This window comes from Psychromonas arctica DSM 14288 (assembly GCF_000482725.1).
In the GTDB taxonomy this organism is placed as follows: Bacteria; Pseudomonadota; Gammaproteobacteria; order Enterobacterales; family Psychromonadaceae; genus Psychromonas; species Psychromonas arctica.
Genome location: NZ_AXWP01000052.1, coordinates 12,233 through 38,492, shown reverse-complemented (window position 1 = coordinate 38,492; position 26,260 = coordinate 12,233). Strand labels below are relative to the sequence as shown.

Sequence of the window (26,260 nt, the reverse complement as noted above, 5' to 3'; positions counted from 1 at the left end):
ATCCTCATTACAAGGGGAATAACGGTGCTGAAAGTGGTGTAAATCGCTTGTTGCCATTTTTGCTTATCAAAAAATAAGCATTGCTCGGATATTCCCATAGAAATTAAGTAAACTGGGGTTTACAATAGCGGCTAATTATTAAGGAGCTTTTTATGTTTAATCCACAGAAATTAGAAGAAATCGCAAAGCAAGTCAGTGATGCAATGCCTGAAGGTGTAAAAAGCTTTGGTAATGAAATTGACCGTAAAGTTAAACAAGTATTACAAGCTCAACTAGGCAAGTTAGATATGGTTAGCCGAGAGGAGTTTGATGTACAAACACATGTGCTATTGCGTACACGTGAAAAACTCAACCAAATGGAAGAGAAATTTGCGCAATTAGAAGCTAAGTTAGATCAAAACAACTCAGCTAGTACTGATAAAAACCCATCAGAAAATAATTCAACAAACATTGAAAAAGAGTAAATAGGAATCAAATGAAAGAGCAATATTTAAAACGTGCAGAATTATTTGTAGAACAAGTGGCTGCAAACAATGAATTATTCGGTTTGTTTGATGAAAATTTAGGTTGGGCAAATTGTCACGCGCACGATAATAAAGATGCCACTGCTGTTTATTTATTTTGGTCTGATGTTGAATTAGCTGAAAAGTTAAAAACCGAAGAGTGGGAAAACTATAAAGTAGAAAGTATTGCTTTAGAGGTCTTTTTTGATTCTTGGTTAGACGGCATGCAAAAACAACAAGTGTTTGCGGGTGTTAACTGGGATGAGGAATTATGTGGCTTAGAGATTGAAGCAATGGTATTAAAAAACGCATTAATCGAGAAGTTTCAAGTGGATGGTTCAGATGCTGAAGCTGAAGCAACAGAAGTTGTTGGCGCATAATTAATTTATTCATAGTATTTCTTTATTAGCGATTTTTATTAGTACGTTATTAAAATCTGAATTTATATTAATCACACTAATTAACTGATCTATTTTACTTGTTAAAATAACTATTTTTGTTGTAAGTTTTGTAGAGGGGAACAACCATTTACCTCAACTTACACCTTAAACTAAATCATTTTTTCTGTGCAAAAATTTAGATTACTTATTTAATGTAGTTGGCATTATTCATAAAAATAAATATAAAAAAACCAAGCAATAAGCTTGGTTTTTTATAGATGTTAACTAATGAAGTTTAAGCCTTATTCTTCAGGGTAAGTGCCCCAACCGTCATAGTCAATATCAAATGATTTAGCTAATGCGACTAGTTTTTCAATGTCTTCAAAAATAGCTTCTTCATCTAAGTTCATTTCAACAACCACATCAAAGCTAAGAATAATTGAGCCATCTTCTAGCTCTAACTCTTCAGGGTCGGTTACCTCATAACCTTTTTTGAAACAAGCGATAGCGGCTTTTTCTAATACGTCAAAGTTATCACAAGATAGGTGATGTTCAATCATATAAACAGCATCAGGGTTACTGCCGTCTTCTAAAATAGCCTCAACAATTTCTGCTGTTTCTTCAGCTAATTCCGCTAATAGTTCTTCATGTGTAAGTTCTTCTGACATTTTTATCTCTTCTCTATCTAAGTGAATTATTTACAACAATCGGTATTAGAATCTGGACGATTCACTTCTTCATTAAGTTGTTTGTATTTGGCTAGCATGATCTCATAAGAATCATTCATTAAGCGACGAATTTCACGCTTTTTGTATTGGGTAATATCAATCGGATCTAACATTTCAACAATCACTTCGCCATTATCCCAACGATTTAAGTTAACTTGTTGATGCGTATTAGATACGACTGTGGGGACCACGTTTACACCTGCTTGTAATGCTGTATGGAATGCACCCATTTTAAACGGCATTAAACCACGGCCGCGGCTACGAGTGCCTTCAGGGAATATCCACACGCCTAAGTTTTTAGCGCGCATTTGTTCTACTACGTCGGTGATCGTATTTTTTGATTTATCTTTATTGTCACGATCAATCAAAATATTACCCGTTAACCAGTAAATAATGCCGAAGAATGGAATCAATACCAGACTTTTTTTACCGATAGTGACAGAGCCCGGTTGAACCGCACCTGTTGTAGTGACCATATCGTAATTGTTTTGATGATTTGCAATATAAACAACAGAGCCATTATTTTTGGCACTTTCAGGTACTCGAACCGTGACTTTTAATCCTACTAAACGTGACATTTTGCTAAATAACATCGCAAAGTGATAGGTGTTTTTAGGATTACGTGGACTCAAAATACAGTAAAAGAGTGAGTACGCACTCATTAGAATAACGGCAACAATAATTAAAATTGCTCTGATAATAAATAACATAGTTTATTGGTTCTCTTCTTGTTCAACTTCAGATGTAATGACTTCAATATTATCAACGCGCTGTAAACCACGTGGTAATTTGTTACCACGACGGCCACGTTCACCTTGATAATGCGCTAAATCGCTTGGCTTTAAAGTAAGCTTACGTTTACCTGCATGCAAGGTGACTGCACTTTCTGGCGAGATAATTTTCAGCATAGTAACAAACTCTTCTCGTTTAGTCGCTTTAGCTGTCATGATGTTGATCATCTTGTTACCTTTACCCTTACTCAAGCTTGGTAGACTTGCAACTGGAAAAATTAACATGCGACCTTCATTACTGATGGTTAAGCATAAGTCGAGTTTATTATTTGATAATTTTTGTGGCGCGAGTAAATGGGCATTAGTAGTTAGGTTGATCAAAGCTTTACCGTTTTTATTACGGCTATTAATATCACTTAAATTGGCTACAAATCCATAACCATGGTCACTGCTGATAATATAACGATCTGAATCATCTCCCATCAATACACAGGCAAAAGGTACGTTTTCATTTTGATTGAACCGACCCGTTAGTGGCTCACCTTGAGAACGAGCTGAGGGTAAGGAGTGTGCATCTAATGAATAAACACGGCCTGTAGTATCAATAAATAGACAGCTTTGATTGCTTTTACCTTGGCAGCTAGTTAGGTATTCATCACCGGCTTTATAGCTCAGAGCTTGTGGATCAACATCGTGACCTTTAGCACTGCGCACCCAGCCCTGTGTTGATAATACAACTGTCACTGATTCACTTGGCATTAATTCTTTTTCAGTTAATGCTTTTGCTTCTAATCTTTCAACCATTGGTGAACGACGGTCATCACCGTATTTATCAGCATCTGCTTTGATCTCTTTTTTTACTAGCGTATTTAAGCGTCTGTCTGAGCTAAGTAGTTGTTCTAATTTCTTTTGTTCTTCAGAAAGCTCTGCCATTTCGCTACGAATTTGAATTTCTTCAAGTTTAGCTAATTGGCGTAGTTTAATTTCTAGAATGGCATGCGCTTGCGTATCGGATAATGAGTAACGAGACATTAGCTCCGCTTTTGCGTCATCATAGGTACGTATGATTTCAATCACTTCATCGATATTTAAGTAGGCAATTAATAAACCCTCTAAAATATGAACGCGGGCTAAAATCTTATCTAAACGATGTTGTAGGCGGCGACGTACTGTATTACGACGATAGACTAACCATTCACTTAAAATAGTGACTAAGCCTTTGACACTTGGGCGTTGGTTTAATCCCAGCATATTAAGGTTTACTTTATGGCTGACTTCTAAATCTGTAGAAGCAAAAAGATGATTCATTAATGCTTCAATATCGATTCTATTTGAACGCGGAATGATCACTAAGCGTGTTGGATTTTCATGGTCTGACTCATCGCGCAAATCAGCCACCATTGGTAGCTTTTTATCCTGCATCTGTTTAGCAATATCTTTTAATATTTTGCCGCCTGACACTCGATGCGGCAAAGCAGTGACCACGATTTCACCACTTTCTACGATATAAACTGCACGACTTTTGAAACTACCACGTCCGGTCTTATAGATATTAACGATTTCACTACGCGGTGTGATGATTTCAGCTTCCGTAGGGTAATCAGGACCTTGTACAAACTCCATTAAATCTTCTAATGAAGCTTTTGGGTTATCAATCAGGTGTAAACAAGCGTCGGCTACTTCTCGCGCATTATGCGGCGGAATATCTGTCGCCATACCCACAGCGATACCTGTGATACCATTTAACAAAATATGCGGCAAACGAGCGGGTAATAATTCAGGTTCTTTTAAGGTGCCATCAAAGTTCGGTTTCCAATCCGTTGTACCTTGGCCAATTTCAGACAGTAATAACTCAGAAAAAGCAGATAAACGAGATTCGGTATAACGCATCGCAGCAAATGATTTTGGATCATCGGGCGCACCCCAGTTACCTTGACCATCGATTAATGGGTAACGGTAGGAGAAGGGCTGTGCCATTAATACCATCGCTTCATAACAAGCACTATCACCATGAGGGTGATATTTACCTAATACGTCACCGACAGTACGAGCAGATTTTTTATATTTTGCTAAAGCTGATAAACCTAACTCAGACATAGCGAAAACAATACGGCGTTGTACGGGTTTTAACCCATCGCTGATATGCGGAAGTGCACGGTCCATGATCACATACATGGAATAGTTGAGATAAGCATCTTCAGTAAATTTAGCGAGCGATAATTGCTCCACGCCTTCTAAACTCATGTCTAACACGTCACTCATATTGTACAGCCCTATATTGGTAATGGATAAATAAAGCGTGAGTATACAGCACTTGTATTCTAAGACAGAAATAGAAATGAATTTGTGCGAATTAAGTGTGAAAAAAATGCATTAATAGAGCTAAATTACAGCAAGTTAGCCTTGATCGTTTATTTTGAGCAGAATAATAATGGCGATTGAGTTAAATGGTGATTGTGTTTTAAGGATGTATTGGAAGATGGATAGACAAGCTAAACAAGTCGCATTGAGATGACTGTTTAGCTTGAACAAGAGAACATTGATGATAAATAGAGAAGATTGATGACTTTATTCGATTTACTATTTATCTATTTATCTATTTTACTATTTATCTAGCTTTCTCTTTAGCGCATTTTAGTTGTTGTTTGATAACTTTTAAAATGCGCTTTATTGCTCAGTCAGTTTATGACGCTATAAAGAATATTTATAACTGAGAAAATGCTTTTTTAGCCGCTGAGATTGTGTCGTTAATATCTTGCTCAGTATGTGCTAATGATAAAAATCCAGCTTCATATGCTGAAGGAGCAAGGTAAATACCTTGATCTAACATCAAATGGAAGAATTTTTTGAATCTTTCAATATCACAGGCACACACTTGTTGGAAATTAGTAACTTCTGCTTCATTGGTAAAGAAGAAACCAAACATGCCGCCAGCATAATTCACACTAAGCGCGATACCTTCTTCAGTTGCTGCTTGCTTTAAACCTTCTGCAAGTTTCTTAGTTTTAATGGCTAGTTGCTTGTATTCAGGTGTATCTAAAGCCGTTAATGACGCTAAACCTGCATGCATTGCAATTGGGTTGCCCGATAAGGTACCCGCTTGGTAAACAGGGCCCGTTGGTGCAATAAATTGCATCACTTCACGGCTACCACCAAATGCGCCGACAGGCATGCCGCCGCCAATCACTTTACCTAAGGTTGTTAAATCTGGTTTGATATTATAAAGCGCTTGAGCACCGCCAAGTGCAACACGGAAACCAGTCATTACTTCATCAAAAATCAACAAAGCTTTATGTTGGTCACAGATATCTCGTAACCCTTGTAAGAAACCGGCCGCTGGCGGAATACAGTTCATGTTACCTGCAACGGGTTCAACAATAATACAAGATATTTGGTCTTTATATTCTGCAAATAATGCTTCAACAGAGGCGAGATCATTAAAGTTAGCGGTTAAGGTGTGTTTAGCAAAATCAGCTGGAATGCCCGGTGAACTTGGTTGACCCAAGGTTAATGCGCCAGAGCCGGCTTTGACTAATAAAGAATCAGCATGGCCGTGGTAGCAACCCTCAAATTTTAATATTTTATCTCGGCCTGTAAACCCGCGAGCTAAGCGAATTGCACTCATCGTCGCTTCAGTACCTGAACTTACCATGCGAATTTGTTGCATAGATGGAACTAGCTGCTGTACTTTTTCTGCCATGGTGATTTCAATTTCAGTTGGCGCACCAAAGCTAAGGCCATTTTCAGCGGCATCAATCACGGCTTTTTTTATCGCTGGGTGGTTATGACCTAAAATCATAGGTCCCCATGAACCGACGTAATCAATATATTGTTTGTCATCTACATCATAAATGTAAGCATCTTGTGCTTTTTGTATGAATAAAGGGCCGCCACCAACGCCATTAAATGCGCGAACCGGTGAGTTTACACCACCAGGAATAATAGATTGTGCACGGCTAAATAGTTCAGTTGATTTGCTCATAAGCATCCCATTAATTATTTTTAAGTCGAGAGAAACTGCAATATACCCATGATAAATCAAGATGCAACTGACAAAGCAGAGTCGATAATGATTTTAACAGGGGTTTATCGTTTAAATGTTTGTTAACATGATACCAATCAAGTAATTTGAATGATTATTTTTATTATAATATTAGTTTTTCTTCACTTTCTCGTTTAGGTTGTACTGCATTTATGAAAATAGCATTGCCGTCGGTTTTTATTAATGGATTAAAGCGTTTTATTGAACGTTTTTTCACCAGAAAAAGTAGCGCTTTATTAATATGGCTTTCTATTTTTATTGGACTCTTAGCTGGGACCGTCTCTGCATTATTTGACCACGGCATTGTTTGGGTATCAGAAATGCGCCTAGAATTTATCCATACCTATGGTGACAGCGGTCTGCCATTATGGCTGATTGCCATTCCTGTCTCATCTTTAATGGCTGGAACTGCTTTTTACATCACTCATCGTTTTGCACCAGAAGCCGGCGGCAGTGGTATTCCTGAAATAGAAGGTGCGATGGAAGGAATGCGACCAGTACGTTGGAAACGCGTTATTCCAGTTAAGTTTTTTGGTGGTTTGCTGGCATTAGGTAGCGGCATGGCGCTTGGGCGTGAAGGTCCTTCGGTTCAGCTTGGTGCGAATGTCGGACGAATGATTTCAGATTTATTCAAAGTCGATAAAGTGGATGCGCAAGCTTTATTAGCCGCGGGTGCTGCCGGTGGTTTAGCCGCCGCTTTTAATGCCCCCTTAGCTGGCATTATGTTTGTTATTGAAGAGATGCGTTCACAATTTAATTACAGTTTAACCTCTACTAAGAGTGTATTTATGAGTGCCGTTATGGCGACTATCGTGATGCGCTTGTTCACTGATCAAGATGCCGTTGTAACGGTCACACAATATTCTCATCCTGACTTATACACATTAGGCTTCTACCTTATTTTAGGTTTTTGTTTTGGTGTGATTGGTATTTTTTTTAATAAGATGGTCTTAGCGACACAGGACATGTATTTGTCTATTCATCAAAATCAACGCTGGCGTTTTGTAGGTATTGGCTTATTTTTAGGGGCGTTATTTGGTGCGTTGTCTGTGATTGAACCTGATATCGCATTTAGTGGTCTTGAATTAATTCCGCATGTGGAGGGAGGGCAATACCTTGCTGGGGGCTTGCTGCTTTTATTTATTTTACGTACATTCACCACTTTAATCAGCTTTGGCTCTGGCGCGCCTGGTGGCGTATTTGCGCCCACGCTTGCATTAGGTACTTTATTTGGCATGTTATTTGGCGTTATTGCTCAGGCATTATTTCCTGAGTTGATCACTGACCCAGGCGCTTTTGCGATTGCAGGAATGGGCGGGTTATTTGCGGCAACAGTACGTGCGCCGATCACTGGCATTTTATTGGTAATAGAAATGACCAGTAATTATGAAATGATTTTACCATTAATTGTTACTTGTTTAGGTTCCACTATGGTTGCTCAAACGTTAGGGGGCCGTCCTATTTATACTCAATTATTAGAAAGAACATTGAAATTATCAATGCGTGCCAAACGTCAACAAACAACGGATAAAGCAATGTTCCGTATTAATGATAAATATAAGTAAGAAGGAACTGTATGCGCGGTTATAGAAAGAGCTTTTTTAAATGGTTAACTATTAGTTTATTGTTTGCTTACTTTGGTTTTATGGTAGGGAAATTTAAACAAGATATTTTATACAATAGTATTCATTTATTAGAGTTAGATGCCGCCAGCCTAAATGCAGAAAATCAAGAGCTAACCCAACAGTTAAGTTTAATTCAAGCCGATTTTATCGCTGAAAAGCAAGTTAATGAAACATTAGTCGTTGAAAATAAAACGTTGAACCAAGCGCTAGATGCGAGTAATAATAAATTATATTTTTATGAGCAAGTGGTTGCACCTGGTCTTTCTGTAAGCGGATTAAATGTCTATTCATTTACCGTCACTCAGGCTGCAGAAAAAAATCATTGGTCATATGAGTTAGTGTTAATGCAAACTCAAACGGGGCGACATGTTTTAACGGGGAGTGTTGATATTACTTTTGCTGGCGCGGATGACAGTGAAGGAACTGCAAAACCAATTAAGTTGAGCGAACTTGATAAAGATTTTAGCGGCGCATTTAAGTTTAAATACTTCCAAACCTTAAAGGGGGAGTTCGTCTTACCTAAAAAGGCAAAAGTGGAACAAATATTTGTATCTGCTGATGCTAATGGTTCTCGTTGGAGTCGTTCTCAACGTGTAGAAAAAATTTATGACTGGAAAGATTTTATCGAAAATGGTGGTTCATCGCTTAAAGAATTAGAAACTCAAGAAGAGAGTGAATAAATCATTCCGCTTATACTTGAACAAATTAGTCAGGTATTAGATAATAGGTTCGGGCAAACTAATAGGACTAAAAATTATAATGACAAGCGAAGTGGAAATAGCGTTACCGATTTATTTCAGTGATAACGCAGCAAATCGAGTTAAAACGTTGATTGCAGAAGAGGAAAATCCTGATCTGAAATTACGTGTTTATGTCACAGGCGGCGGTTGTTCTGGTTTTTCGTATGGCTTCACTTTTGATGAAAAAGTAAATGATGACGATACTTTAATTGAGAATAGTGGTGTGACCTTATCAGTTGACCCGATGAGCTTGCAATATCTTGTTGGCGGTACAGTGGATTTTGTTGATGGTTTAGAAGGTTCTCGCTTTTTAGTTAATAATCCAAATGCTACAGCAACTTGTGGTTGTGGATCTTCGTTCTCTATCTAATCTTTTATTGGTTAGAATAATCATGATCAAGCGTCATTGTTGAAAATGTAAGTGCTCACTTTTAAAATTATTAGTGAGCATTAAATTTCAATAATCGAGCCTATCAGCCTTCCATAATCACTATTCCTTTTATCCATCGCATTTATATCATCCACTCTGCTAATCCTGAATTTATTACCCCTCTATTTACCCGATTTAATTCTGTAACTCATGCTGCACTTTATGAGGGACATTAAGCGCTTTTTGATTTACTTTGACACATTGCTGGCAAGGTTAGGTAGTAAGGCTTATCTGATAAGGGAAACCGTCATCGTGTGCGATGACGATAGATGTTGTACTCAGATGTATCATTACAATGTAAGAAAACTCATTTCATTGAACGATAGTCGCTCACGCCACGCAAATACAGCGACGCCATTTAAAACTAAAATGTATAAGTAGTTGTTAATCGTAAAAATTACAATAAAGACGTGAGGAGTTTTATTTTGCGAAATAAATCCGCTATTTACTGTGATTAGCATCGGACAATTTAATCAAAGTAAGTGCTACAGCTCCCTTTTATCTGCATCCTTTGCTTAAGGTCTTCTTATTTAAGGATACCTTGCTTTATCGCAACCTTAATTTATCTCTATTTTAAATAGTTAATAACTTTACCTTGGTGATAAGTCTATTTTTTGTAACCGAATCATTCTTTTTAGGGTCATTTATGTTCTCTCGTATTATCACTTTTATTACTTTAAGACCCTATCTCATTGCATTAGTCATTGTGATTTTATTGGTTGTTTGGATGGTGCTACCCCACCATACGGAAACTGCGGAAAGTACAAATTAACAGTCGCAGCTCGAAAGCGAATCAGTGGATAATGAGCAACGAACTACCTTACCTAAAGTACAAACGACACACTTTGTTACTAAAAAAATCACTAAATACCTGACACTCTATGGCAGAAGCGAAGCGAACAGTCGTGCTGTTATTCGAGCTGAAATAGCGGGTAAAATCATTAGTATCAATGCCAATAAAGGTGACTATGTTGCACGCAATAAAAACATTGTTAATATTGAAAAGGGGGAGTTAGCCGCGCAATTAAAACAAGCTAAAGCTAGCTTGTTGGAAAGAGAATTAACTTATAAAGCCGTGAAGTCATTAAATGATAAAGGTTTACAGGGGCGTGTTCGTTTAGCCGAGGAGAACAGTTTATTTTTATCTGCACAAACGATACTCGCACAATTACAGTTAGCGTTGAAGCGTACTCGTGTTGTTGCTCCCTTTAACGGTATTTTACAGCAACAGTTTTCTGATTTAGGCGATTATTTGCAAGTAGGCGATCCTATCTTTAGCCTTGAAAATGTTGACCCGATGGTGATTAGAGGTGATGCCACCGAGCATTATATGGGTGATTTAAAATTAGGATCAACGGTGCATGCAACGCTCTTATCGGGCGAGATTATCGAGGGGAAAATATCTTTTATTGCGGCAATGGCTGACAGTGATAGCAGTACTTTTAGGGTGGAGGCTGAGTTTCCCAATCCAGAGCAAAAAGTGCTGTCAGGTATTAGCGCTAAGCTAGCTATTCCTTTATATCAAGTTGAGGCCATTTATGTGTCTCCTTCCGCATTAGCTTTAGATGAACAAGGTAACCTCGGTGTGAAACTGGTCAAAGATGGCGTGGTTGCTTTTCAAGGTATTACATTAGTTGAAACTGATAATGATGGCGTATGGTTATCAGGTTTTACAGGTGATGTTGATATTATTACCTTAGGGCAAGGTTTTGTTAAAGTAGGAGATCAAGTTGATGCAGTTGACCAAGGTGAGTTTGAACAAGACGAAGTAGAAAAAAAGCAGACCTCTGATCATCACTCAGTCAATGCTCCACCTAACGGCGCGGAGTAGTTGCCATGAAAACAGTGATTCAAGGTGCATTATCAAGAAAGCGAGCAGTATTATTGTTGTTGGCTTTTTTACTGATATCGGGATTATACGCTTATCTTAATATTCCCAAAGAAGCTGATCCTGATGTAAAAATCCCCGTTATTTATGTCTCTATCACCCATGAGGGAATTTCTCCTGAGGATGGTGAGCGCCTTATTTTAAGACCTTTAGAACAAGAGTTACGAAGTTTAGAAGGTGTAAAAGAAATGAAATCAACCGCTAGCTCGGGACATGCTTCCGTTGTGCTTGAATTCTATATCGATATTGATATAAAAGCGGCGTTGATAGATGTGCGCGAGAAAGTTGATCAAGCAAAAGGAAAGCTACCGCAGGAAAGCGAAGAACCGATTATTAAGCAAGTAACGCTTGCGACAGAAAATCCGGCATTAACTATTTTGTTATCGGGCAGTGTGCCGGAAAGGGCGTTAATTAATATTGCCCGCATAATGCAAGACAAGCTTGAAGGTTTTGTTGAAATCTTGGAAGTCAATATTGGTGGTGACCGTGAAGACATGGTGGAAATTTTAATTGATCCACTGTTGATGGAAAGCTACCAGCTTAATATGAACGATATTTATAATTTAGTTTCTCGTAATAATCGTTTGGTTGCAGCGGGAGTGCTGGATACAGGGAAAGGGCGTTTTCCTATAAAAGTACCTTCTGTGTTTTCGACCATAAAAGATGTCATGTCTATGCCAATAAAAGTGACTGGTGATAGTGTGATCACGTTTGCTGATGTCGCTAAAATCCGCCGTACCTTTAAAGATCCAAGTTCATTTGTGCGAGTGAATGGTTTACCTACTGTTTCGTTAGAAGTTATTAAAAGACCTGGCGAAAATATCATTGAAACAGTTGATAAAGTCAAAAAAACAATGGCTGAGAGCCAAGATCTGTTACCTAGTAATATCCATGTCAGTTATGCCGGTGATAGTTCTAAAGATGTAAAAATCATGCTTAATGATTTGCAAAACAATGTATTAAGTGCCGTGTTATTAGTGGTGATTGTTATTATTGCGATACTCGGTATTCGCAGCGCCGCACTAGTCGGAATTGCCATCCCTGGTTCATTTTTAACCGGTATTCTAGTGTTATGGGTGGCAGGCATCACCGTTAACATTGTGGTGCTCTTTGCTTTGATCATGGCTGTAGGTATGTTGGTTGATGGCGCTATAGTGGTCACTGAGTTTGCGGATCGCGAAATGAGTGCTGGTGTGGCTAAGCATAAAGCGTATCTAGATGCGGCACAACGTATGGCATGGCCAATTATTGCTTCCACTGCTACCACCTTAGCAGCTTTTGCTCCTTTATTATTCTGGCCAGGAGTGACCGGTGAATTCATGATGTATTTACCGTTAACCTTGATGGCAACACTAACCGCATCGTTATTGATGGCGCTTATTTTTATTCCTGTATTAGGGAGTGTTTTTGGTAAAACACGACTATTAACGGCAAAAGAAAAGCATAATGCAAAAATGGCTGAAGAAGGGGAGCTATTAAAACTTTCTGGATTCACTGGACGTTATGTTAAGACATTAAATCAAGCACTTCATTATCCTTGGTTAGTCTTGTTGGCGGCAATATTCATTGCGACATCAGGCATCTTTTTATTCACGCAGTCTCATTTAGGGGTTGAGTTTTTTCCTCAAGTTGAGCCCAATGGCATCAATGTCAAAGTTCGCTCTTATGGTGATTTTTCAATTGATGAACAAGATCAAATTATGCAGCGTATCGAACAGCGTATTCTGCCGCTAGTTGATGAAATAGAAACGCTATACGTGAAAACAGGTGATTCGACGGAGGGAATAGTCGGTAGCATGCGTATTAATTTAAAGGATTGGCAAGATAGGCGTGCAGCTAATCAAATTATTAACGATATTGAAAATCGAACTGATGATTTACCGGGAGTAGAAATCGAGCTAAAGAAAGATCAAGCTGGACCACCTTCAAGTAAAGATTTGCAAATAGAAATTAGTTCTCGTTTTCCTGAATTGTTACAGCAAGCAGCAGACAAAATTCACGACGCGTTATTACAAAAATCATATTTAGTGAATATCGAAGACGACAGTGCCAAGCCTGGCGTGGAATGGCAGTTTCAGATCAATCGAGCAGATGCCGCACGTTATGGTGCAGATGCGACATTATTAGGAAGTAGTGTGCAGTTTTTAACTAATGGTTTAATGCTTGGTTCCTATCGTCCCGATGATGTGGATGATGAATTAGATATTCGAGTGCGTTACCCAGAACAGGAGCGTAGTCTAGGAAAGCTCGCTGATTTACGCCTACAAACCCCGTTGGGTCATATACCGGTCAGCCATTTTGTTGCCTTAACCCCAGTCGCTAAAAAGTCAGCGATACAAAAAGTAGATAGTCGTATTGTGATGACGGTAGGTGCAGATATGGCAGCAGGTTATAACTTGAGTTTACTGTTGCCTGAATTAGAAAAACAACTCCCTAAGTTACAGCTCGATCCTCGTATTTCACTTAAAATACGCGGGCAAAATGAAGATGAGGAGGAAGCGGCCGCTTTTTTAAAAAATGCATTTATGGTTGCTCTGGCAGCAATGGCATTAATTTTAATATTACAATTTAACTCCTTCTATCAAGCCTTTTTGATTTTGAGTGCGGTTATTTTTTCTACTGCAGGTGTATTTATTGGTTTGTTTATTAGTCAAAGTGCCTTTGGCATTGTCATGTCAGGGATTGGTGTGATCGCCTTAGCTGGGATTGTGGTAAACAATAATATTGTTTTGATTGATACTTACAACGTATTAAAAGCGCAAGGTGTTGCAACTAAACCAGCGATTTTAATGACTGGCGCACAACGTATACGTCCAGTTTTATTAACAACATTTACGACTATCTTAGGGTTGATGCCAATGGTAATGAAAATGAACTTAGACTTCTTTAATCAAACCATTGAATTTGGTGCGCCATCAACACAATGGTGGGCACAATTAGCTACTGCTATTGCGGGTGGATTAACCTTTGCAACGGTATTAACTTTAATTCTAACTCCTTGTTTATTAATACTTGGTGCAAACGTTGGCGTTTGGTGGGCAAACTGCTTACAAGGTAAAGACAAAACCACTGCTGACAACACTTACGACTCCGCTGAATGATCTTTAACATTCGCTGAAATAAAAGGTGTGCTTATATTTCTATTGTTTATGAGTGAGAAAAAGTAATATCCAATACGCATTTTATGATCTATTACTCCTGTCATATTAACTACTTAGTACTTAAATAGTATTCTTGTCAGTTTTGAGTAAGATAAATAGCTTCTGTAGAGATGTAAATAGCTCACTACAGAGCTTAAGTTAGCTATCCCTGTATTGGAATTAACTCAAAAACTGAGATCATTTAATGCCTGTTATTTTTATAGAGTGTGACACCAAAATATAGCTTAAAGCCTAATAAGGAATGGTTAATCAAATGTTAGATAGTTTTATTTATGTTTCAGATCTAATTGGTGTGATCACCTGTGCTATTTCTGGTGTATTAGTTGCTACGCGGTTACGTATGGACCCCTTTGGCATTATCGTCTTAGCGGGCGTGACTGGGATTGGTGGCGGTACCTTGCGAGATATGATGATGGGCGCAACCCCAGTTTTTTGGATTGTGGATAATATGTATATTTACGTGATTATTATTACCGCAATATTAAGTCTAATATGGCTTCACCGCATACATCGGTTTCCTGCTTATCTGTTACCCATTTTTGATGCCTTTGGTTTGGCTATTTTTACTATTAATGGAGCACAAAAAGCGTTAATGCTTGGGTTTAGTTGGCCGGTTGCTATTGTAATGGGGTGTATTACAGGCGTAGTGGGGGGCATGATCCGGGATATATTAAGTGGACAAATACCTTTTGTATTACAAAAAGAAATTTATGCGACAGCCTCTATTTTGGGAGCAACATTATACGTGTTGTGTGATTATATTGAGCTAGGCCCTATTTTTTCTATGGCTGTGGCAATGTTAGGCACCTTATCATTACGTTTATGTGCCATTTATTATCACCTTTCTTTACCTGTATTTAGTAACGATCGAGAAGCATGAGCAACGAGTTTGCCATTTAAAGGCAATACTTAATCACTAAAGAGCATTCATTTAACATTGTTTAAACAATTGTTTTGCCAACACAAAGCTGTACTTGGTAGACTCCCTATACTAGGGGCGGTTGATCTTTAGCATTTAAATTTGTTCACCATAAGGCATCTTGTGGTGAAATAACAGGGTAACGTTGACTGACTATTTGTACTGTTTTTTGCTTGTTTATGCAAAATAACCACGTTTTATAAGCTTCGCCTTATATAAACTGTCAGCAGTTCGTTACAAAATTAACTTGAAAGATCAACTTGGCCTACATGTTTAGTGGATTATTGTGAGCAATAGGTAGGCAAATGGAAGCAGTAACAAATTCAACACAATTGATAAATTGGTTTCGTAATTCAGCCCCATATATCAATGCACATCGACACAAAACCTTTGTTTTAATGATTGGTGGCGAAGCATTAGAAACAGATAATTTTCAACATATCATTAATGATATTGCGTTACTTAACAGTCTTGGTGTGAAGTTGATTTTAGTACATGGAGTACGTCCTCAAATTCAAAAGCAACTTGATATGAACGGTCATAGTAGTCAATTTCACGATGATCTCCGGATCACTGATGATCGTAGTTTGACCCTCATTAAGCAAGCTGTCGGTGCGGTACAAATCGAATTACAAGCTGGGCTATCGATGGGATTAGCAAACTCTCCGATGCAAGGCGCAGCAATTCGTACGGTGATCAGCAATGTTGTCACTGCTCAACCTATTGGTGTCAAAGACGGTGTAGATTTTTGTCATGCTGGTAAGGTTCGCCGTATTGATGTTGATGGCATTAAAGCCCAACTCTCTTCTGGCGCGATACCGATTATTTCTCCGATTGGTTATTCAGTAACGGGTGAAGTATTTAATCTTCTTGCGGAAGAAGTTGCAACCCAAGTTGCGATTGATATGAAAGCAGATAAATTAATAGGCTTTTGTTCTCATCAAGGTGTGTTAGATGAAAATGGCGAAGTGATTTCAGAGTTATTACCAGAAGAAGCTCAAGCTCATATTGATGCAATGGAAAAAGAATCAGAGCATGCTTCGGGGACATTACGTCTTTTACGTGCTGCGGTAGCAGCTTGTCAAGCTGACGTAACACGTTGCCACCTCATTAGTTATCATCAAGATGGTGCATTATTAAAAGAGCTATTTACGCGCGATGGTACTGGTTCGCAGATTGTAAAAGAAAGTTATGAAAAAATTCGTACGGCTACTATCGATGATATTGGGGGGTTATTGCAATTAATTGAACCACTTGAAAAACAAGGTATTTTAGTTAAACGTTCTCGAGAATTGTTAGAGAATGAGATAGAGCATTTTTTGATTGTAGAACGAGATGGCATGGTCATTGGTTGTGCGGCTTTATATCCATTTATGGATGATAAAATGGGCGAATTAGCTTGTTTAGTCAGCCATCCTAAATACCGTAGAGCAGCACGTGCTGATAATCTTGTTGCACACGTTGAGCGTAAAGCCAGACAATTAGGATTAGAGTCGATTTTTGTGTTAACAACACAAAGTATCCATTGGTTTAGAGAGAGGGGGTTTGCGTTTGCAGAAATTAGCCAATTACCCGCGGCTAAAAAAGAGATGTATAACTTAAAGCGTAACTCAAAGGTATTAATAAAAAAAATATGAATAAAATAAAAGAAGTGTTTAAGCAAGTAATTTCAAACTGCCATTTAGCGATTGCAAGCGTTAATCTTATGCGTAGTTTAAATTTACCTTTACGCTCTCTTATTGTAGTGCTGAGTACGGTCTTTCTGCATTCTAATGTGACTGCGAAGGTAGACTATGTGTCCATTGGTACCGGTGGCATCAGTGGTGTTTATTATCCAACTGGTGGCGCGATTTGTTTTTTAGTTAATCAGTTAAAAGATGCCGATAGTTTTCGCTGTGAAATTAAAAGTACACCGGGTTCTATCTATAACTTGAATGCACTAAAAGACCATAAACTTGATATCGCCGTGGTGCAATCTGACTGGCAGTATCATGTTTATAACGGTACTTCTATCTTTAAAAGTGAAGGAAAATTTACTCAGTTAAGATCCTTATTTTCAGTGCACTCGGAACCCTTTACCGTGTTAGCAAGGAAAGATGCTAAAATTACCAGTTTTGAGCAGCTAAAAGGTAAGCGCGTTAATATAGGAGCTCCTAATTCTGGCCAACGTGGCACCATGGAAATGCTGTTAGATATTTACGGTTGGCAAGAATCTGATTTTGCACAAGCTACATCATTAACACCCAGTGAACAAGCGCAGGCGCTATGCGATAATAAAATAGATGCTATTGTATATGTTGTTGGTCACCCTAATAGCTCGATTAAAGAAGCGAGTAGTGCTTGTCGAACTAACTTAGTGAATGTTAAAGGGGAAGAAGTATCGCAACTGATAGCGACACATAGCTATTACGATAAGGCATCAATATCTGCCAACATGTATCGCGGCAGCCCTAAAAAAACGATGACATTTGGCGTTGGTGCTACGGTAGTGACCACAACTGATTTACCGGATCAAATCGCCTATGAAATAGTCAAAGCAGTCTTTGAAAATCATACCGACTTTGTACAGTTACATCCTTCTTTTGAATTTCTCACTAAGCATGCAATGGTTACTCAATACTTATCTGCTCCATTACACCCTGGTGCATTACGTTATTATAAAGAGGTAGGATTAATTCAAGATGATTCGAATACGGTAGTACAAAACTAATCTGACGAAGCAAACTGAACTCAAGCAACATTAAGCTTAGCTTCTCCTTACCCAAAGCAAGCAATACCTTCACAATACTTTGTTAGCGATTATTGGCGACGATCATTGTTACCGCCATAGCGATTAAACTGCTCATATCTATTCTTCGCTATAAGCAAAAAATAAACATAAAAAAGCCCGTTATTAAACAGGCTATTTTTATCGTATTAGCATTGTAAGTACATGCCTCAAAAGCAGCGTAAGCTGTTTAAGTATTATGTTTACATTCACCATCAACAGGTTCACCGTAAAGGTATAAACTGTGGTTGGTTAATTTAATGCCATATTTTTCTGCGATAAGTTTTTGCTGCTCTTCAATAAGCGGATCATTAAACTCAATGACTTCACCACATTTTAAGCAAACTAAATGATCATGATGTTCTTGATGAGTTAATTCAAAAACTGATTTACCACCTTCAAAATGATGACGAGTAACGATCCCAGCATCATCGAATTGGTTTAATACACGGTAAACCGTCGCTACACCTACTTCATCGCCTTGTTCAAGCAATTTCTTGTAAAGATCTTCAGCACTTAAGTGTTGATTCTCTGGCAGCTGTAATAAGCTTAAAATTTTCAAACGTGGTGATGTTACTTTTAAACCCGCTTCTTTAAGGGCTAAATTTTCATTACTCATGTCATTTCCTAACTGCTGTATTTGGATTTAGTCGGCTAATTCCGCTAAACACATTTCATTATAAATTTGCTCAGACCAAGCTTTAACACGTGATGCAGTTAATTCAGGCTGACGATCTTCATCAATCCCTAAACCAATGAACGTTTTATCATCGATTGAAGCTTTTGAAGCTTCAAAGTCATAGCTTTCAGATGACCAATGTCCAACAATAATAGCACCTTTACTTTCAACTATATCGCCTAACTGTCCCATTGCATCTAAAAAGTATTCAGCATAATCTTCTTGATCGCCACAGCCAAAAATAGCCACTAACTTATCAGTGAAATCAATCTCTTCTAAATCTGGGAAAAAATCATCCCAATCACATTGCGCTTCACCGTAGTACCAGGTAGGAATACCAAATAAAATAAGGCTAAATTCTGCGATATCTTCCTTGCTACTTTTAGCGATATCTTTTACTTCAACTAATTTCTTACCTAATTCTTTTTGTATCATTTTTGCTACAGCTTCAGTGTTACCTGTATCGCTACCAAAGAAAATACCTACGCTTGACATACTCTATACCTTAATTTATTTGATTTAACTGTGCATGTAGTAGTTTATTAATTAACTCTGCACGACTTATTGATAGTGTGTCAGATAGCGTATTTAATTGTTCAAATAATTCGCTATCTACTTTTAATTCGATTCGTTTTAAACCGTTTTGCTTATCTCTTAACGTCTGTTTTTGCTTATTTATTTTTAGCTGAACTTGACGCGAATGAGGATTGCTTTTAGGCCTGCCTCGGCGTACCTCGTTTGCAAATAGATCGCTAGTAATGCGATCAAATGATTCCTTTGCCATTTTGTTACCTAACAATACTTACCTAAGAATTCTTGTCTAGTAACCTGACTGAGCAATATTGCTTAGTCATCATTACCGAGAGAATTATTTAACCAATACCTGAATTAACCCATACAATTTCTATAATTGCTTTTGAGATGAAACCGATGCAACCAAAAAATAATACTGCCCAAACAACCTGACGCCCAAATTTTGGTACATTACCTTTTTTTAATACGTCTTGAATGGCTAAACCGATGAATAAAAAAAGTAAAAGGTAAAAACCATATAAACCAATTGTTTCAATTTGCTCAGTATATTCTTGCAGCATATTTTAGCTTCTTTTAAAAAAGGGAATATAGCATATAGATGCTATCGAAAATAGGCAAATATGTTTGTAAAAGCCTAGTCTCCATTAATCTTTTAGGTTCATTTTTATTGTCATTTATTCATGTTTGGTAACAAGGTGATGACTATTATGTCTGGCCATTCTAATTAAATAGGCGATTTTGTACATAATAGTCACTCAAATGCCAAACCTTCGACCTTGTCTAAAAGCACTGTGTAGTCTGACTGAGGCTTTAATTACTCGCGCTTACTTTCAAATGACGTTGTTTTATTACTGACACCTAAGCAAAAAAGTTAACGACTAACCGGTTAAAGGTCTTTGCCTTTTCTGCATGTAACCAATGGCCGGTATCATTAATAATTTTAAGCCGTGCATTGGGAAATAATGCCATCACTGATTCAATACTTTTTTCATTAATATAATCGGAGCGTTCACCTTTAATGAATAATGTTGAGTCTGTATATTCACCATCAATCGTTGGCCATCCACTGATCAAGTGATAATTATGGTGTAAGTTATCAACATTATAAACAAAGTCAAAACCATCATCACCACGTTGATAAGACTTTAATAAAAATTGTCTTACTTCCGGTGTTTCCACATAACCCGCTAATATTTTTTCAGCTTCTGTTCGGTTTTTTGCCTGTAATAAGCTAACTGATTGTAAACCAGTAAATACATCGCTGTGCCGATCGCCGTAAGCAACCGGTGCAATATCTGCAACCACTAAGTTTTTAATACGTTGTGGTTGCAATAGGGCACAAGTCATTGCGATTTTTCCGCCCATGGAATGTCCAACTAGTGAAAATTTTTCGATACCTAACGAATCAGCTAGTTCAAAAATATCTTCTGCCATTTCAGGGTAAGTCATGCTTCGACTACGTGGACTTTGTCCGTGATTACGAACGTCTACTAAAATAACATCAAAATTAGCTTGCAACTCTTTTGCTAAGCCGGAAAGGTTAGATAAACTACCAAATAAACCGTGAATGATAAAAATAATCTCATTTTTATTAGCTGGTTCATGTTTAGCGGCTTGTTTTAGTTGGTAATTTAGTAGCATAAAAGCTCATTTTAAGTGAGAATAAATAAAGTTAAAAATAATAACAAATTATGCATTAAAGCTGAAAGTATTTACACCTCCATATTAATGGTTATGTGATTTTACTGTATTCTATTCAGCTAGTACAAATAAGTAAGGTAATGGGGAAATAATGAAAACGATCGAAATAGAAGATGATCTATATAAGTATATTTTGAATAATATTGAAGCCTTCGGTGAAACACCCTCCCAAATTCTTCGTCGTTTACTGGCATTGTCGGATGATAATACGGATCAGACAACCGCTCCTGAGAAAAATGCTAGTGTTGAAAATAAACCTTCTACTCGCACCCAATCGACACAACAGCTTGTACAATCCAATAACAATAGAGCTGAAAACATTCCAACAGAGCACCATTCAACTGAAAAAAATGAACATTTTCATCAAGGAGTGCAACAGCTCTTTACAGATCCTGCTTTTACTTCTGAGTCGGTGATAACTCATAAGTTCATGATGATGCTAACGACTATGTATTTTGAGAAAAAAGAAGCCTTTATTGAGGCAGCAGAAACCACCAAAGGTCGTACTCGTGCCTATTTAGGTACCCATTTACAGGATTTGTTGAACTCCGATAATGAAGAAGAACTCGCTCAATTTAAAGCGAGCAAACCTAGAATGATCCCGCAAACGCCTTATTGGGTGATCACCAACGCAAATACCGGGCGTAAGCGTATCATTTTAACGCAAATGATGGCTTCAATGGGTTACCCACATCATTTAATTGAACGTATTAAAGAAGAAATTTAATTTTACTTATTTTTATCACAATCTGAGGTACTTATGGCAATTCATCCGCGCGCAGGCCAACCTGCACAAGCAAGTGATTTAGTTGATATTCCAAAATTAGTCTCTGCATACTATGTCAATCTCCCTGATGTTGAAGTAGCAGAACAACAAGTTGCCTTTGGTACCTCCGGGCACCGAGGCAGTTCTTTTAAATATGCATTCACCGAGCTACATATTCTTGCTATTACACAAGCCCTAGCTGAGTACCGTAAAGAAAAAGGGTACACGGGGCCTGTTTTTATCGGTAAAGATACACACGCACTATCTGAGCCTGCTTTTATTTCTGCAGTACAAGTATTAGTAGAAAATGGCATTAAAGTTGTTGTGCAAAAAGGCGGTGGTTACACTCCAACGCCTGTTATTTCACATGCGATCTTACAATATAATAAAGCACACCCAGATTCTCTTGCTGATGGTATCGTTATTACGCCATCGCATAATCCCCCTGAAGATGGTGGTTTCAAATATAACCCACCTAACGGCGGTCCCGCTGATAGTGACGTGACTAAAATTATCCAAGACCGTGCGAATGAAATCTTAAACGATAATTACGATGATATTTTACAAGCTGATTTTGATGAAGCGATGCAATCTGACCTAGTGGAAGAATATGATTATATTCAGCCTTATGTTGATGATTTAAAAAATGTGTTGGACCTCGATGCAATTGCTAAAGCCGGCATTAAAATTGGTGTTGATACATTAGGTGGTTCAGGTGTTGCTTATTGGCCTGTGATTGCTAAAACCTATGGTCTTGATATTGAAGTAGTAAACGATCGTGTTGACCCTACTTTTTCATTCATGACATTGGATAAAGATGGCAAAATCCGTATGGATTGTTCTTCACCTTATGCAATGGCTGGTTTAATCAAGCTTAAAGACCATTTTGATGTAGCGATTGCTAATGACCCTGATTATGATCGCCACGGTATTGTGACGAGATCTTCTGGTCTGTTAAACCCCAATCATTACCTTGCGGTTGCTATTAACTATTTGTTTACTCATCGAGCAGGTTGGTCAGATAAAGCGATTGTAGGTAAAACACTAGTATCAAGCTCAATGATTGACCGTGTTGTTAATCAATTAGGCCGTGAAATGTGTGAAGTACCCGTTGGTTTTAAATGGTTTGTAGATGGTCTATTTGAAGGTAAATTTGGATTTGGTGGTGAAGAAAGTGCAGGAGCCTCTTTCTTACGTAAAGATGGCACCGTATGGAGTACTGATAAAGACGGTATTATTTTAGCGCTATTAGCAGCTGAAATAATTGCTGTGACTAAGAAAGATCCTGGCGAACACTATGCTGAGTTTGCTGCAAAATTTGGTGCACCAGTTTATCAACGTTTTGATGCGCCTGCGTCACCAGAGCAAAAACAAGTACTGGCTAACTTAAGCCCAGATATGGTTGAGGCTGAAATGCTAGCGGGTGAAAAAATTACTGCTAAATTAACGCATGCATCAGGCAATGGCGCTGCTATCGGCGGATTAAAAGTGACCACCGAAAATGGTTGGTTTGCTGCGCGTCCATCGGGCACAGAAAATATTTATAAAATATACTCTGAATCTTTTCTAGGTGAAGATCATATCGCTTTGATCCAAAAAGAAGCACAAGAAATTGTGGCTCAGGCATTTGCTAAAGCAGGTCTATAGTCCAATACATAAATATATTTAAACAATAAAAAATAATATTATAGGGCGAAGTTGTTACTTCGCCTTTTTTATGTGCTGTAAAAAATCGTCTCTCTAAACTCTCTGTATAATAATTTTTTGTTTTATTTTTAACTAGAACAATTAGTTACCGCTATTGACCAGAACTTTGCTCCACTCTTTAAAAATTTTAATCTGTATTTTAGACGATATATTAAGACAAATAGACTTGCTTGTTTGTTTTTTGATCTAAATTATAAAATTAAAATTATTTTTACATGATTGGTTTTTGTGATATATATCACAATGTTTATTTTGAATCTTGGCTTCAATAGGAATTCATTAAGCTTGCGACCTCAAACTGAGGGGGAGCATTTTCTAAAGTATTACTTTAGAGGGGGCGTTAAGGTATTATTTTAAATATTAGTACTTTCTCATTCTCATTTATAAAGAGTTTTATATGGAATAGAACTTTATCCTCACTTAACTAATAGGTATAACATGGCGACTAAAAAATCTAAAAAAACGGCAGCAAAGGATTCTGTAGCAGTGCCTACGGTTAGCAGTGCTGAAATGCAACAAGCAATCATCGACCGCCTACATAAAGGCCTTGGGACTGATGAACATAAAGCAAATAATAAAGCGTGGTGGAATGCAACCTGTCAGGCTGTCAACGAATTAGTTTTTGAGAAACTAACAAAAACACAACAAGCTCACTCAGAGAAAGACACTCGCGCAGTGAACTACTTATCCCTTGAGTTTTTAATGGGACGTTTGTTATCGAACAATCTACAAAATTTACAAGTTTTTCAAGTTACTGAAGAAGCGTTAAAAGCGTTAGGTAAAGACCTATATGAAATATGCGATGAAGAACCGGATATGGCATTAGGTAATGGTGGTTTAGGCCGTCTTGCAGCATGTTTTATTGATTCACTAGCAACACTTGGTTACCCTGCGATTGGTTACGGTATTCATTATGAACACGGACTATTTAAACAAGAATTCCAAGATGGTCGTCAAATTGAACGTCCTGATACATGGCGTGAATACGGTAATCCATGGGAAATTTGCCGTCCTGAATCTATTCAACTTATTCCTTTATACGGTTATGTTGAAACTGTGTTTGATCAAAAAGAAGGTTCTCGTAAAGTTTGGCATGCGGGACAAAAATTAAAAGGTGTTCCTTGGGATATTCCCATCGTCGGATACGGTGCTAAAACGGTTAATATTTTACGTTTATGGGAAAGTCGTGCTCATGAAGCTTTTGACTGGGATGTATTTAATGCCGGTGGTTATGTCGACTCACAAGTTGAAAAATCAAAAGCTGAAACTGTCTCTAAAGTGCTTTATCCAAATGATTCAACAGATGCAGGTAAAGAGTTACGTTTAATTCAACAATACTTCTTCTGTGCTTGTTCAGTAAAAGATATCTTGCGTCGTTTTAAACGTGCAAATAAAGATTTATCGTTATTACCTGAAAAAGTGGCAATTCAATTAAATGACACACACCCAACGATTGCTATTCCTGAATTAATGCGCATCTTAGTTGATGAAGAGCGTTTAGATTGGGATTCTGCTTGGAAAATCTGTCAAGAAACATTTGCTTACACCAACCATACTTTATTACCAGAAGCATTAGAAAAATGGTCTGTGGCTTTGTTCGAAAAAGTATTACCGCGCCACTTAGAGATAATTTATGAAATTAACTCGCAATTTTTAGCGAATGTTGTTGAGAAAAAATGGCCTGGAGATGATCTGAAAAAAGAAAAATTATCAGTCATTGAAGAGTCGCAACAACGCATGGTACGCATGGCGAACCTTTGTGTTATCACTGCTTATAAAGTAAATGGTGTGGCTGCGGTCCATTCTGAGCTTGTTAAAACGGATCTATTCCCTGAGTTCCATGAGTTATTCCCTGGTAAATTAGTCAATGTTACAAATGGTGTAACTCCACGTCGTTGGTTGAAAGCTTGTAACCCAGGATTAGCAACGTTATTAGATGAAACTATTGGTGATGACTGGGTGCTTAACTTAGATAAGTTAAAAGGCATTCTTCCAAAAGCTAAAGATGTTGCATTCCAAAAACGCTTTATGGACATTAAAAAAGAAAATAAAGTAGAGCTCGCTAAAATCATTAAAGATACAACCGGTGTTGAAGTCTCTGTTGATGCTATTTTTGATGTGCAAATCAAACGTCTACACGAGTACAAACGTCAGCAGTTAAACTTGATTCATATTTTAACGCTATACAAACGTTTACTTGAAAACCCTGATTATGACATGGTACCGCGTGTATTCCTGTTTGGTGCTAAAGCCGCTCCAGGTTACCACATGGCCAAAGAAATCATTTTTGCATTGAACAAAATTGCAGACAAAGTGAATAACGATGAACGTATTCAAGGCAAATTAAAAGTTGTCTTCTTACCAAACTACCGTATCTCATTGGCTGAAAAAATGTTCCCTGCGGCGGATGTGTCTGAGCAAATATCTACAGCTGGTCTAGAAGCATCGGGTACAGGTAATATGAAGTTCTCATTAAATGGTGCATTAACTGTCGGTACGATGGATGGTGCAAACATTGAGATGGCTGAAGAAATTGGCGCTGAACATATGTTTATCTTCGGTTTAAGTGTTGATGAAGTGAAAGCATTAAAAGCAAGTGGATATAATCCATATGATTACTATTACAAAAATCCAGAGCTAAAAGCGGTACTTGATTGGTTAGATACTGACTTCTTTACACCGGGTCATGCTGGCTTATTATCTGATATTAAACGTAGTTTATTGGAATGGGGTGATGAATATTTATGTCTTGCTGATTACGCATCTTATGTTGCTGCTCACCAAGATATCGATACACTTTATCGTGATCAGTCAGCTTGGGCTGAAAAGGCTATTCTGAATGCAGGTGCAATGGGTAAATTTAACTCTGACCGCTCAATTGAAGATTATGCAAGCAAAATTTGGAAATTAGAAAAATTTCCTGCAGCTTAATGATGTAAATCATTAAAAGGTAAAAGGC

The 26,260-nt window shown here is 37.8% G+C and carries 23 protein-coding genes; 14 read left to right on the top strand and 9 right to left on the bottom strand.

Annotated features, from left to right (window positions below; genetic code table 11):
- Nucleotides 1-152: 152 nt before the first annotated feature.
- Together ubiK and H592_RS0108375 are read left to right on the top strand one after the other, a co-directional pair.
- Entirely contained in the window at nt 153-464 is a 312-nt protein-coding gene (gene ubiK, locus H592_RS21815) for a ubiquinone biosynthesis accessory factor UbiK (RefSeq protein WP_051369089.1), read from the top strand.
- A gap of 11 nt (nt 465-475) precedes the next feature.
- Nucleotides 476-883 (top strand): DUF2750 domain-containing protein, encoded by a 408-nt coding sequence (locus H592_RS0108375; RefSeq protein ID WP_028868377.1) that lies wholly within the window; start codon nt 476-478, stop codon nt 881-883.
- 302 nt (nt 884-1,185) lie between these two features.
- On the opposite strand, the gene rraB is transcribed toward H592_RS0108375, so the two are convergent.
- The 4 genes from rraB to hemL all read right to left on the bottom strand — a co-directional run bounded on the left by rraB (nt 1,186) and on the right by hemL (nt 6,324).
- Complete coding sequence (gene rraB / locus H592_RS0108370) at nt 1,186-1,551, bottom strand: ribonuclease E inhibitor RraB (RefSeq protein ID WP_028868376.1); 366 nt, start codon at nt 1,549-1,551, stop codon at nt 1,186-1,188.
- A 26-nt stretch (nt 1,552-1,577) separates the two neighbouring features.
- The gene (locus H592_RS0108365) at nt 1,578-2,321 is read right to left on the bottom strand and encodes a 1-acylglycerol-3-phosphate O-acyltransferase (RefSeq protein ID WP_028868375.1); all 744 of its coding nucleotides are present in this window, start codon (nt 2,319-2,321) and stop codon (nt 1,578-1,580) included.
- Between the two features lie 3 nt (nt 2,322-2,324).
- A complete protein-coding gene (parC, locus tag H592_RS0108360) occupies nt 2,325-4,604 on the bottom strand; it encodes a DNA topoisomerase IV subunit A (protein ID WP_028868374.1) in 2,280 nt (759 codons plus the stop codon).
- A gap of 442 nt (nt 4,605-5,046) precedes the next feature.
- The gene (gene hemL, locus H592_RS0108355) at nt 5,047-6,324 is read right to left on the bottom strand and encodes a glutamate-1-semialdehyde 2,1-aminomutase (protein WP_028868373.1); all 1,278 of its coding nucleotides are present in this window, start codon (nt 6,322-6,324) and stop codon (nt 5,047-5,049) included.
- 212 nt (nt 6,325-6,536) lie between these two features.
- Between hemL and clcA the strand changes: the two genes are divergently transcribed.
- The 9 genes from clcA to H592_RS0108315 all read left to right on the top strand — a co-directional run bounded on the left by clcA (nt 6,537) and on the right by H592_RS0108315 (nt 17,857).
- Nucleotides 6,537-7,949 carry a H(+)/Cl(-) exchange transporter ClcA gene (gene clcA, locus H592_RS0108350; protein WP_028868372.1) on the top strand — a complete coding sequence of 471 codons (1,413 nt, stop codon included), beginning with the start codon at nt 6,537-6,539 and terminating at the stop codon, nt 7,947-7,949.
- Between the two features lie 11 nt (nt 7,950-7,960).
- Nucleotides 7,961-8,689, top strand: a complete 729-nt coding sequence (locus H592_RS21810) for a DUF6776 family protein (RefSeq protein WP_051369088.1) — start codon at nt 7,961-7,963, stop codon at nt 8,687-8,689.
- 79 nt (nt 8,690-8,768) lie between these two features.
- A complete protein-coding gene (erpA, locus tag H592_RS0108340) occupies nt 8,769-9,119 on the top strand; it encodes an iron-sulfur cluster insertion protein ErpA (protein WP_028868371.1) in 351 nt (116 codons plus the stop codon).
- Nucleotides 9,120-9,825: 706 nt separating this feature from the next.
- The gene (locus tag H592_RS24760; protein WP_281170608.1) at nt 9,826-9,951 is read left to right on the top strand and encodes a hypothetical protein; all 126 of its coding nucleotides are present in this window, start codon (nt 9,826-9,828) and stop codon (nt 9,949-9,951) included.
- 24 nt (nt 9,952-9,975) lie between these two features.
- A complete protein-coding gene (locus H592_RS21805; protein WP_245600389.1) occupies nt 9,976-11,010 on the top strand; it encodes an efflux RND transporter periplasmic adaptor subunit in 1,035 nt (344 codons plus the stop codon).
- A 5-nt stretch (nt 11,011-11,015) separates the two neighbouring features.
- Nucleotides 11,016-14,168, top strand: coding sequence for an efflux RND transporter permease subunit (locus H592_RS21800; RefSeq protein ID WP_084296237.1), 3,153 nt, complete (start codon nt 11,016-11,018; stop codon nt 14,166-14,168).
- A gap of 313 nt (nt 14,169-14,481) precedes the next feature.
- Nucleotides 14,482-15,108, top strand: coding sequence for a trimeric intracellular cation channel family protein (locus H592_RS0108325; protein ID WP_028868370.1), 627 nt, complete (start codon nt 14,482-14,484; stop codon nt 15,106-15,108).
- A 344-nt stretch (nt 15,109-15,452) separates the two neighbouring features.
- The gene (gene argA, locus H592_RS0108320; RefSeq protein WP_028868369.1) at nt 15,453-16,784 is read left to right on the top strand and encodes an amino-acid N-acetyltransferase; all 1,332 of its coding nucleotides are present in this window, start codon (nt 15,453-15,455) and stop codon (nt 16,782-16,784) included.
- Nucleotides 16,781-17,857 (top strand): TAXI family TRAP transporter solute-binding subunit, encoded by a 1,077-nt coding sequence (locus H592_RS0108315; protein WP_245600388.1) that lies wholly within the window; start codon nt 16,781-16,783, stop codon nt 17,855-17,857. Before argA ends, H592_RS0108315 begins: the two co-directional genes overlap by 4 nt.
- A 247-nt stretch (nt 17,858-18,104) precedes the next feature.
- On the opposite strand, the gene fur is transcribed toward H592_RS0108315, so the two are convergent.
- The 5 genes from fur to H592_RS0108290 form a co-directional block, all read right to left on the bottom strand.
- Nucleotides 18,105-18,533: a ferric iron uptake transcriptional regulator gene (gene fur / locus H592_RS0108310; RefSeq protein WP_028868367.1), complete on the bottom strand. Its 429-nt coding sequence runs from the start codon at nt 18,531-18,533 to the stop codon at nt 18,105-18,107.
- Nucleotides 18,534-18,560: 27 nt separating this feature from the next.
- A complete protein-coding gene (gene fldA, locus H592_RS0108305; RefSeq protein ID WP_028868366.1) occupies nt 18,561-19,088 on the bottom strand; it encodes a flavodoxin FldA in 528 nt (175 codons plus the stop codon).
- Between the two features lie 10 nt (nt 19,089-19,098).
- Nucleotides 19,099-19,377: a LexA regulated protein gene (gene ybfE / locus H592_RS0108300; protein WP_028868365.1), complete on the bottom strand. Its 279-nt coding sequence runs from the start codon at nt 19,375-19,377 to the stop codon at nt 19,099-19,101.
- Nucleotides 19,378-19,465: 88 nt separating this feature from the next.
- Complete coding sequence (locus tag H592_RS0108295; RefSeq protein ID WP_028868364.1) at nt 19,466-19,687, bottom strand: DUF2788 domain-containing protein; 222 nt, start codon at nt 19,685-19,687, stop codon at nt 19,466-19,468.
- 298 nt (nt 19,688-19,985) lie between these two features.
- Nucleotides 19,986-20,768: an alpha/beta fold hydrolase gene (locus tag H592_RS0108290; protein ID WP_028868363.1), complete on the bottom strand. Its 783-nt coding sequence runs from the start codon at nt 20,766-20,768 to the stop codon at nt 19,986-19,988.
- A gap of 151 nt (nt 20,769-20,919) precedes the next feature.
- On the opposite strand from H592_RS0108290, the gene H592_RS0108285 reads away from it, so the two are divergent.
- The 3 genes from H592_RS0108285 to H592_RS0108275 all read left to right on the top strand — a co-directional run bounded on the left by H592_RS0108285 (nt 20,920) and on the right by H592_RS0108275 (nt 26,232).
- Nucleotides 20,920-21,555: a Negative modulator of initiation of replication gene (locus tag H592_RS0108285; protein ID WP_028868362.1), complete on the top strand. Its 636-nt coding sequence runs from the start codon at nt 20,920-20,922 to the stop codon at nt 21,553-21,555.
- A 33-nt stretch (nt 21,556-21,588) separates the two neighbouring features.
- Nucleotides 21,589-23,241, top strand: a complete 1,653-nt coding sequence (gene pgm, locus H592_RS0108280) for a phosphoglucomutase (alpha-D-glucose-1,6-bisphosphate-dependent) (protein ID WP_028868361.1) — start codon at nt 21,589-21,591, stop codon at nt 23,239-23,241.
- Nucleotides 23,242-23,739: 498 nt separating this feature from the next.
- The gene (locus tag H592_RS0108275; RefSeq protein ID WP_084296236.1) at nt 23,740-26,232 is read left to right on the top strand and encodes a glycogen/starch/alpha-glucan phosphorylase; all 2,493 of its coding nucleotides are present in this window, start codon (nt 23,740-23,742) and stop codon (nt 26,230-26,232) included.
- The last annotated feature ends 28 nt before the right edge of the window (nt 26,233-26,260 follow it).

What these genes read in the sequence shown, in the direction of transcription:
- erpA (WP_028868371.1), top strand. Translation starts at nt 8,769, where the DNA reads ATGACAAGCGAAGTGGAAATAGCGTTACCGATTTATTTCAGTGATAAC.
- ybfE (WP_028868365.1), bottom strand. Translation starts at nt 19,377, where the DNA reads ATGGCAAAGGAATCATTTGATCGCATTACTAGCGATCTATTTGCAAAC.
- H592_RS21800 (WP_084296237.1), top strand. Translation starts at nt 11,016, where the DNA reads ATGAAAACAGTGATTCAAGGTGCATTATCAAGAAAGCGAGCAGTATTA.
- parC (WP_028868374.1), bottom strand. Translation starts at nt 4,604, where the DNA reads ATGAGTGACGTGTTAGACATGAGTTTAGAAGGCGTGGAGCAATTATCG.
- ubiK (WP_051369089.1), top strand. Translation starts at nt 153, where the DNA reads ATGTTTAATCCACAGAAATTAGAAGAAATCGCAAAGCAAGTCAGTGAT.
- hemL (WP_028868373.1), bottom strand. Translation starts at nt 6,324, where the DNA reads ATGAGCAAATCAACTGAACTATTTAGCCGTGCACAATCTATTATTCCT.
- rraB (WP_028868376.1), bottom strand. Translation starts at nt 1,551, where the DNA reads ATGTCAGAAGAACTTACACATGAAGAACTATTAGCGGAATTAGCTGAA.
- H592_RS0108295 (WP_028868364.1), bottom strand. Translation starts at nt 19,687, where the DNA reads ATGCTGCAAGAATATACTGAGCAAATTGAAACAATTGGTTTATATGGT.
- pgm (WP_028868361.1), top strand. Translation starts at nt 21,589, where the DNA reads ATGGCAATTCATCCGCGCGCAGGCCAACCTGCACAAGCAAGTGATTTA.
- H592_RS0108365 (WP_028868375.1), bottom strand. Translation starts at nt 2,321, where the DNA reads ATGTTATTTATTATCAGAGCAATTTTAATTATTGTTGCCGTTATTCTA.
- H592_RS0108375 (WP_028868377.1), top strand. Translation starts at nt 476, where the DNA reads ATGAAAGAGCAATATTTAAAACGTGCAGAATTATTTGTAGAACAAGTG.
- H592_RS0108285 (WP_028868362.1), top strand. Translation starts at nt 20,920, where the DNA reads ATGAAAACGATCGAAATAGAAGATGATCTATATAAGTATATTTTGAAT.
- H592_RS0108325 (WP_028868370.1), top strand. Translation starts at nt 14,482, where the DNA reads ATGTTAGATAGTTTTATTTATGTTTCAGATCTAATTGGTGTGATCACC.
- H592_RS21810 (WP_051369088.1), top strand. Translation starts at nt 7,961, where the DNA reads ATGCGCGGTTATAGAAAGAGCTTTTTTAAATGGTTAACTATTAGTTTA.
- H592_RS0108290 (WP_028868363.1), bottom strand. Translation starts at nt 20,768, where the DNA reads ATGCTACTAAATTACCAACTAAAACAAGCCGCTAAACATGAACCAGCT.
- argA (WP_028868369.1), top strand. Translation starts at nt 15,453, where the DNA reads ATGGAAGCAGTAACAAATTCAACACAATTGATAAATTGGTTTCGTAAT.
- H592_RS0108275 (WP_084296236.1), top strand. Translation starts at nt 23,740, where the DNA reads ATGGCGACTAAAAAATCTAAAAAAACGGCAGCAAAGGATTCTGTAGCA.
- H592_RS24760 (WP_281170608.1), top strand. Translation starts at nt 9,826, where the DNA reads ATGTTCTCTCGTATTATCACTTTTATTACTTTAAGACCCTATCTCATT.
- fur (WP_028868367.1), bottom strand. Translation starts at nt 18,533, where the DNA reads ATGAGTAATGAAAATTTAGCCCTTAAAGAAGCGGGTTTAAAAGTAACA.
- H592_RS0108315 (WP_245600388.1), top strand. Translation starts at nt 16,781, where the DNA reads ATGAATAAAATAAAAGAAGTGTTTAAGCAAGTAATTTCAAACTGCCAT.
- fldA (WP_028868366.1), bottom strand. Translation starts at nt 19,088, where the DNA reads ATGTCAAGCGTAGGTATTTTCTTTGGTAGCGATACAGGTAACACTGAA.
- clcA (WP_028868372.1), top strand. Translation starts at nt 6,537, where the DNA reads ATGAAAATAGCATTGCCGTCGGTTTTTATTAATGGATTAAAGCGTTTT.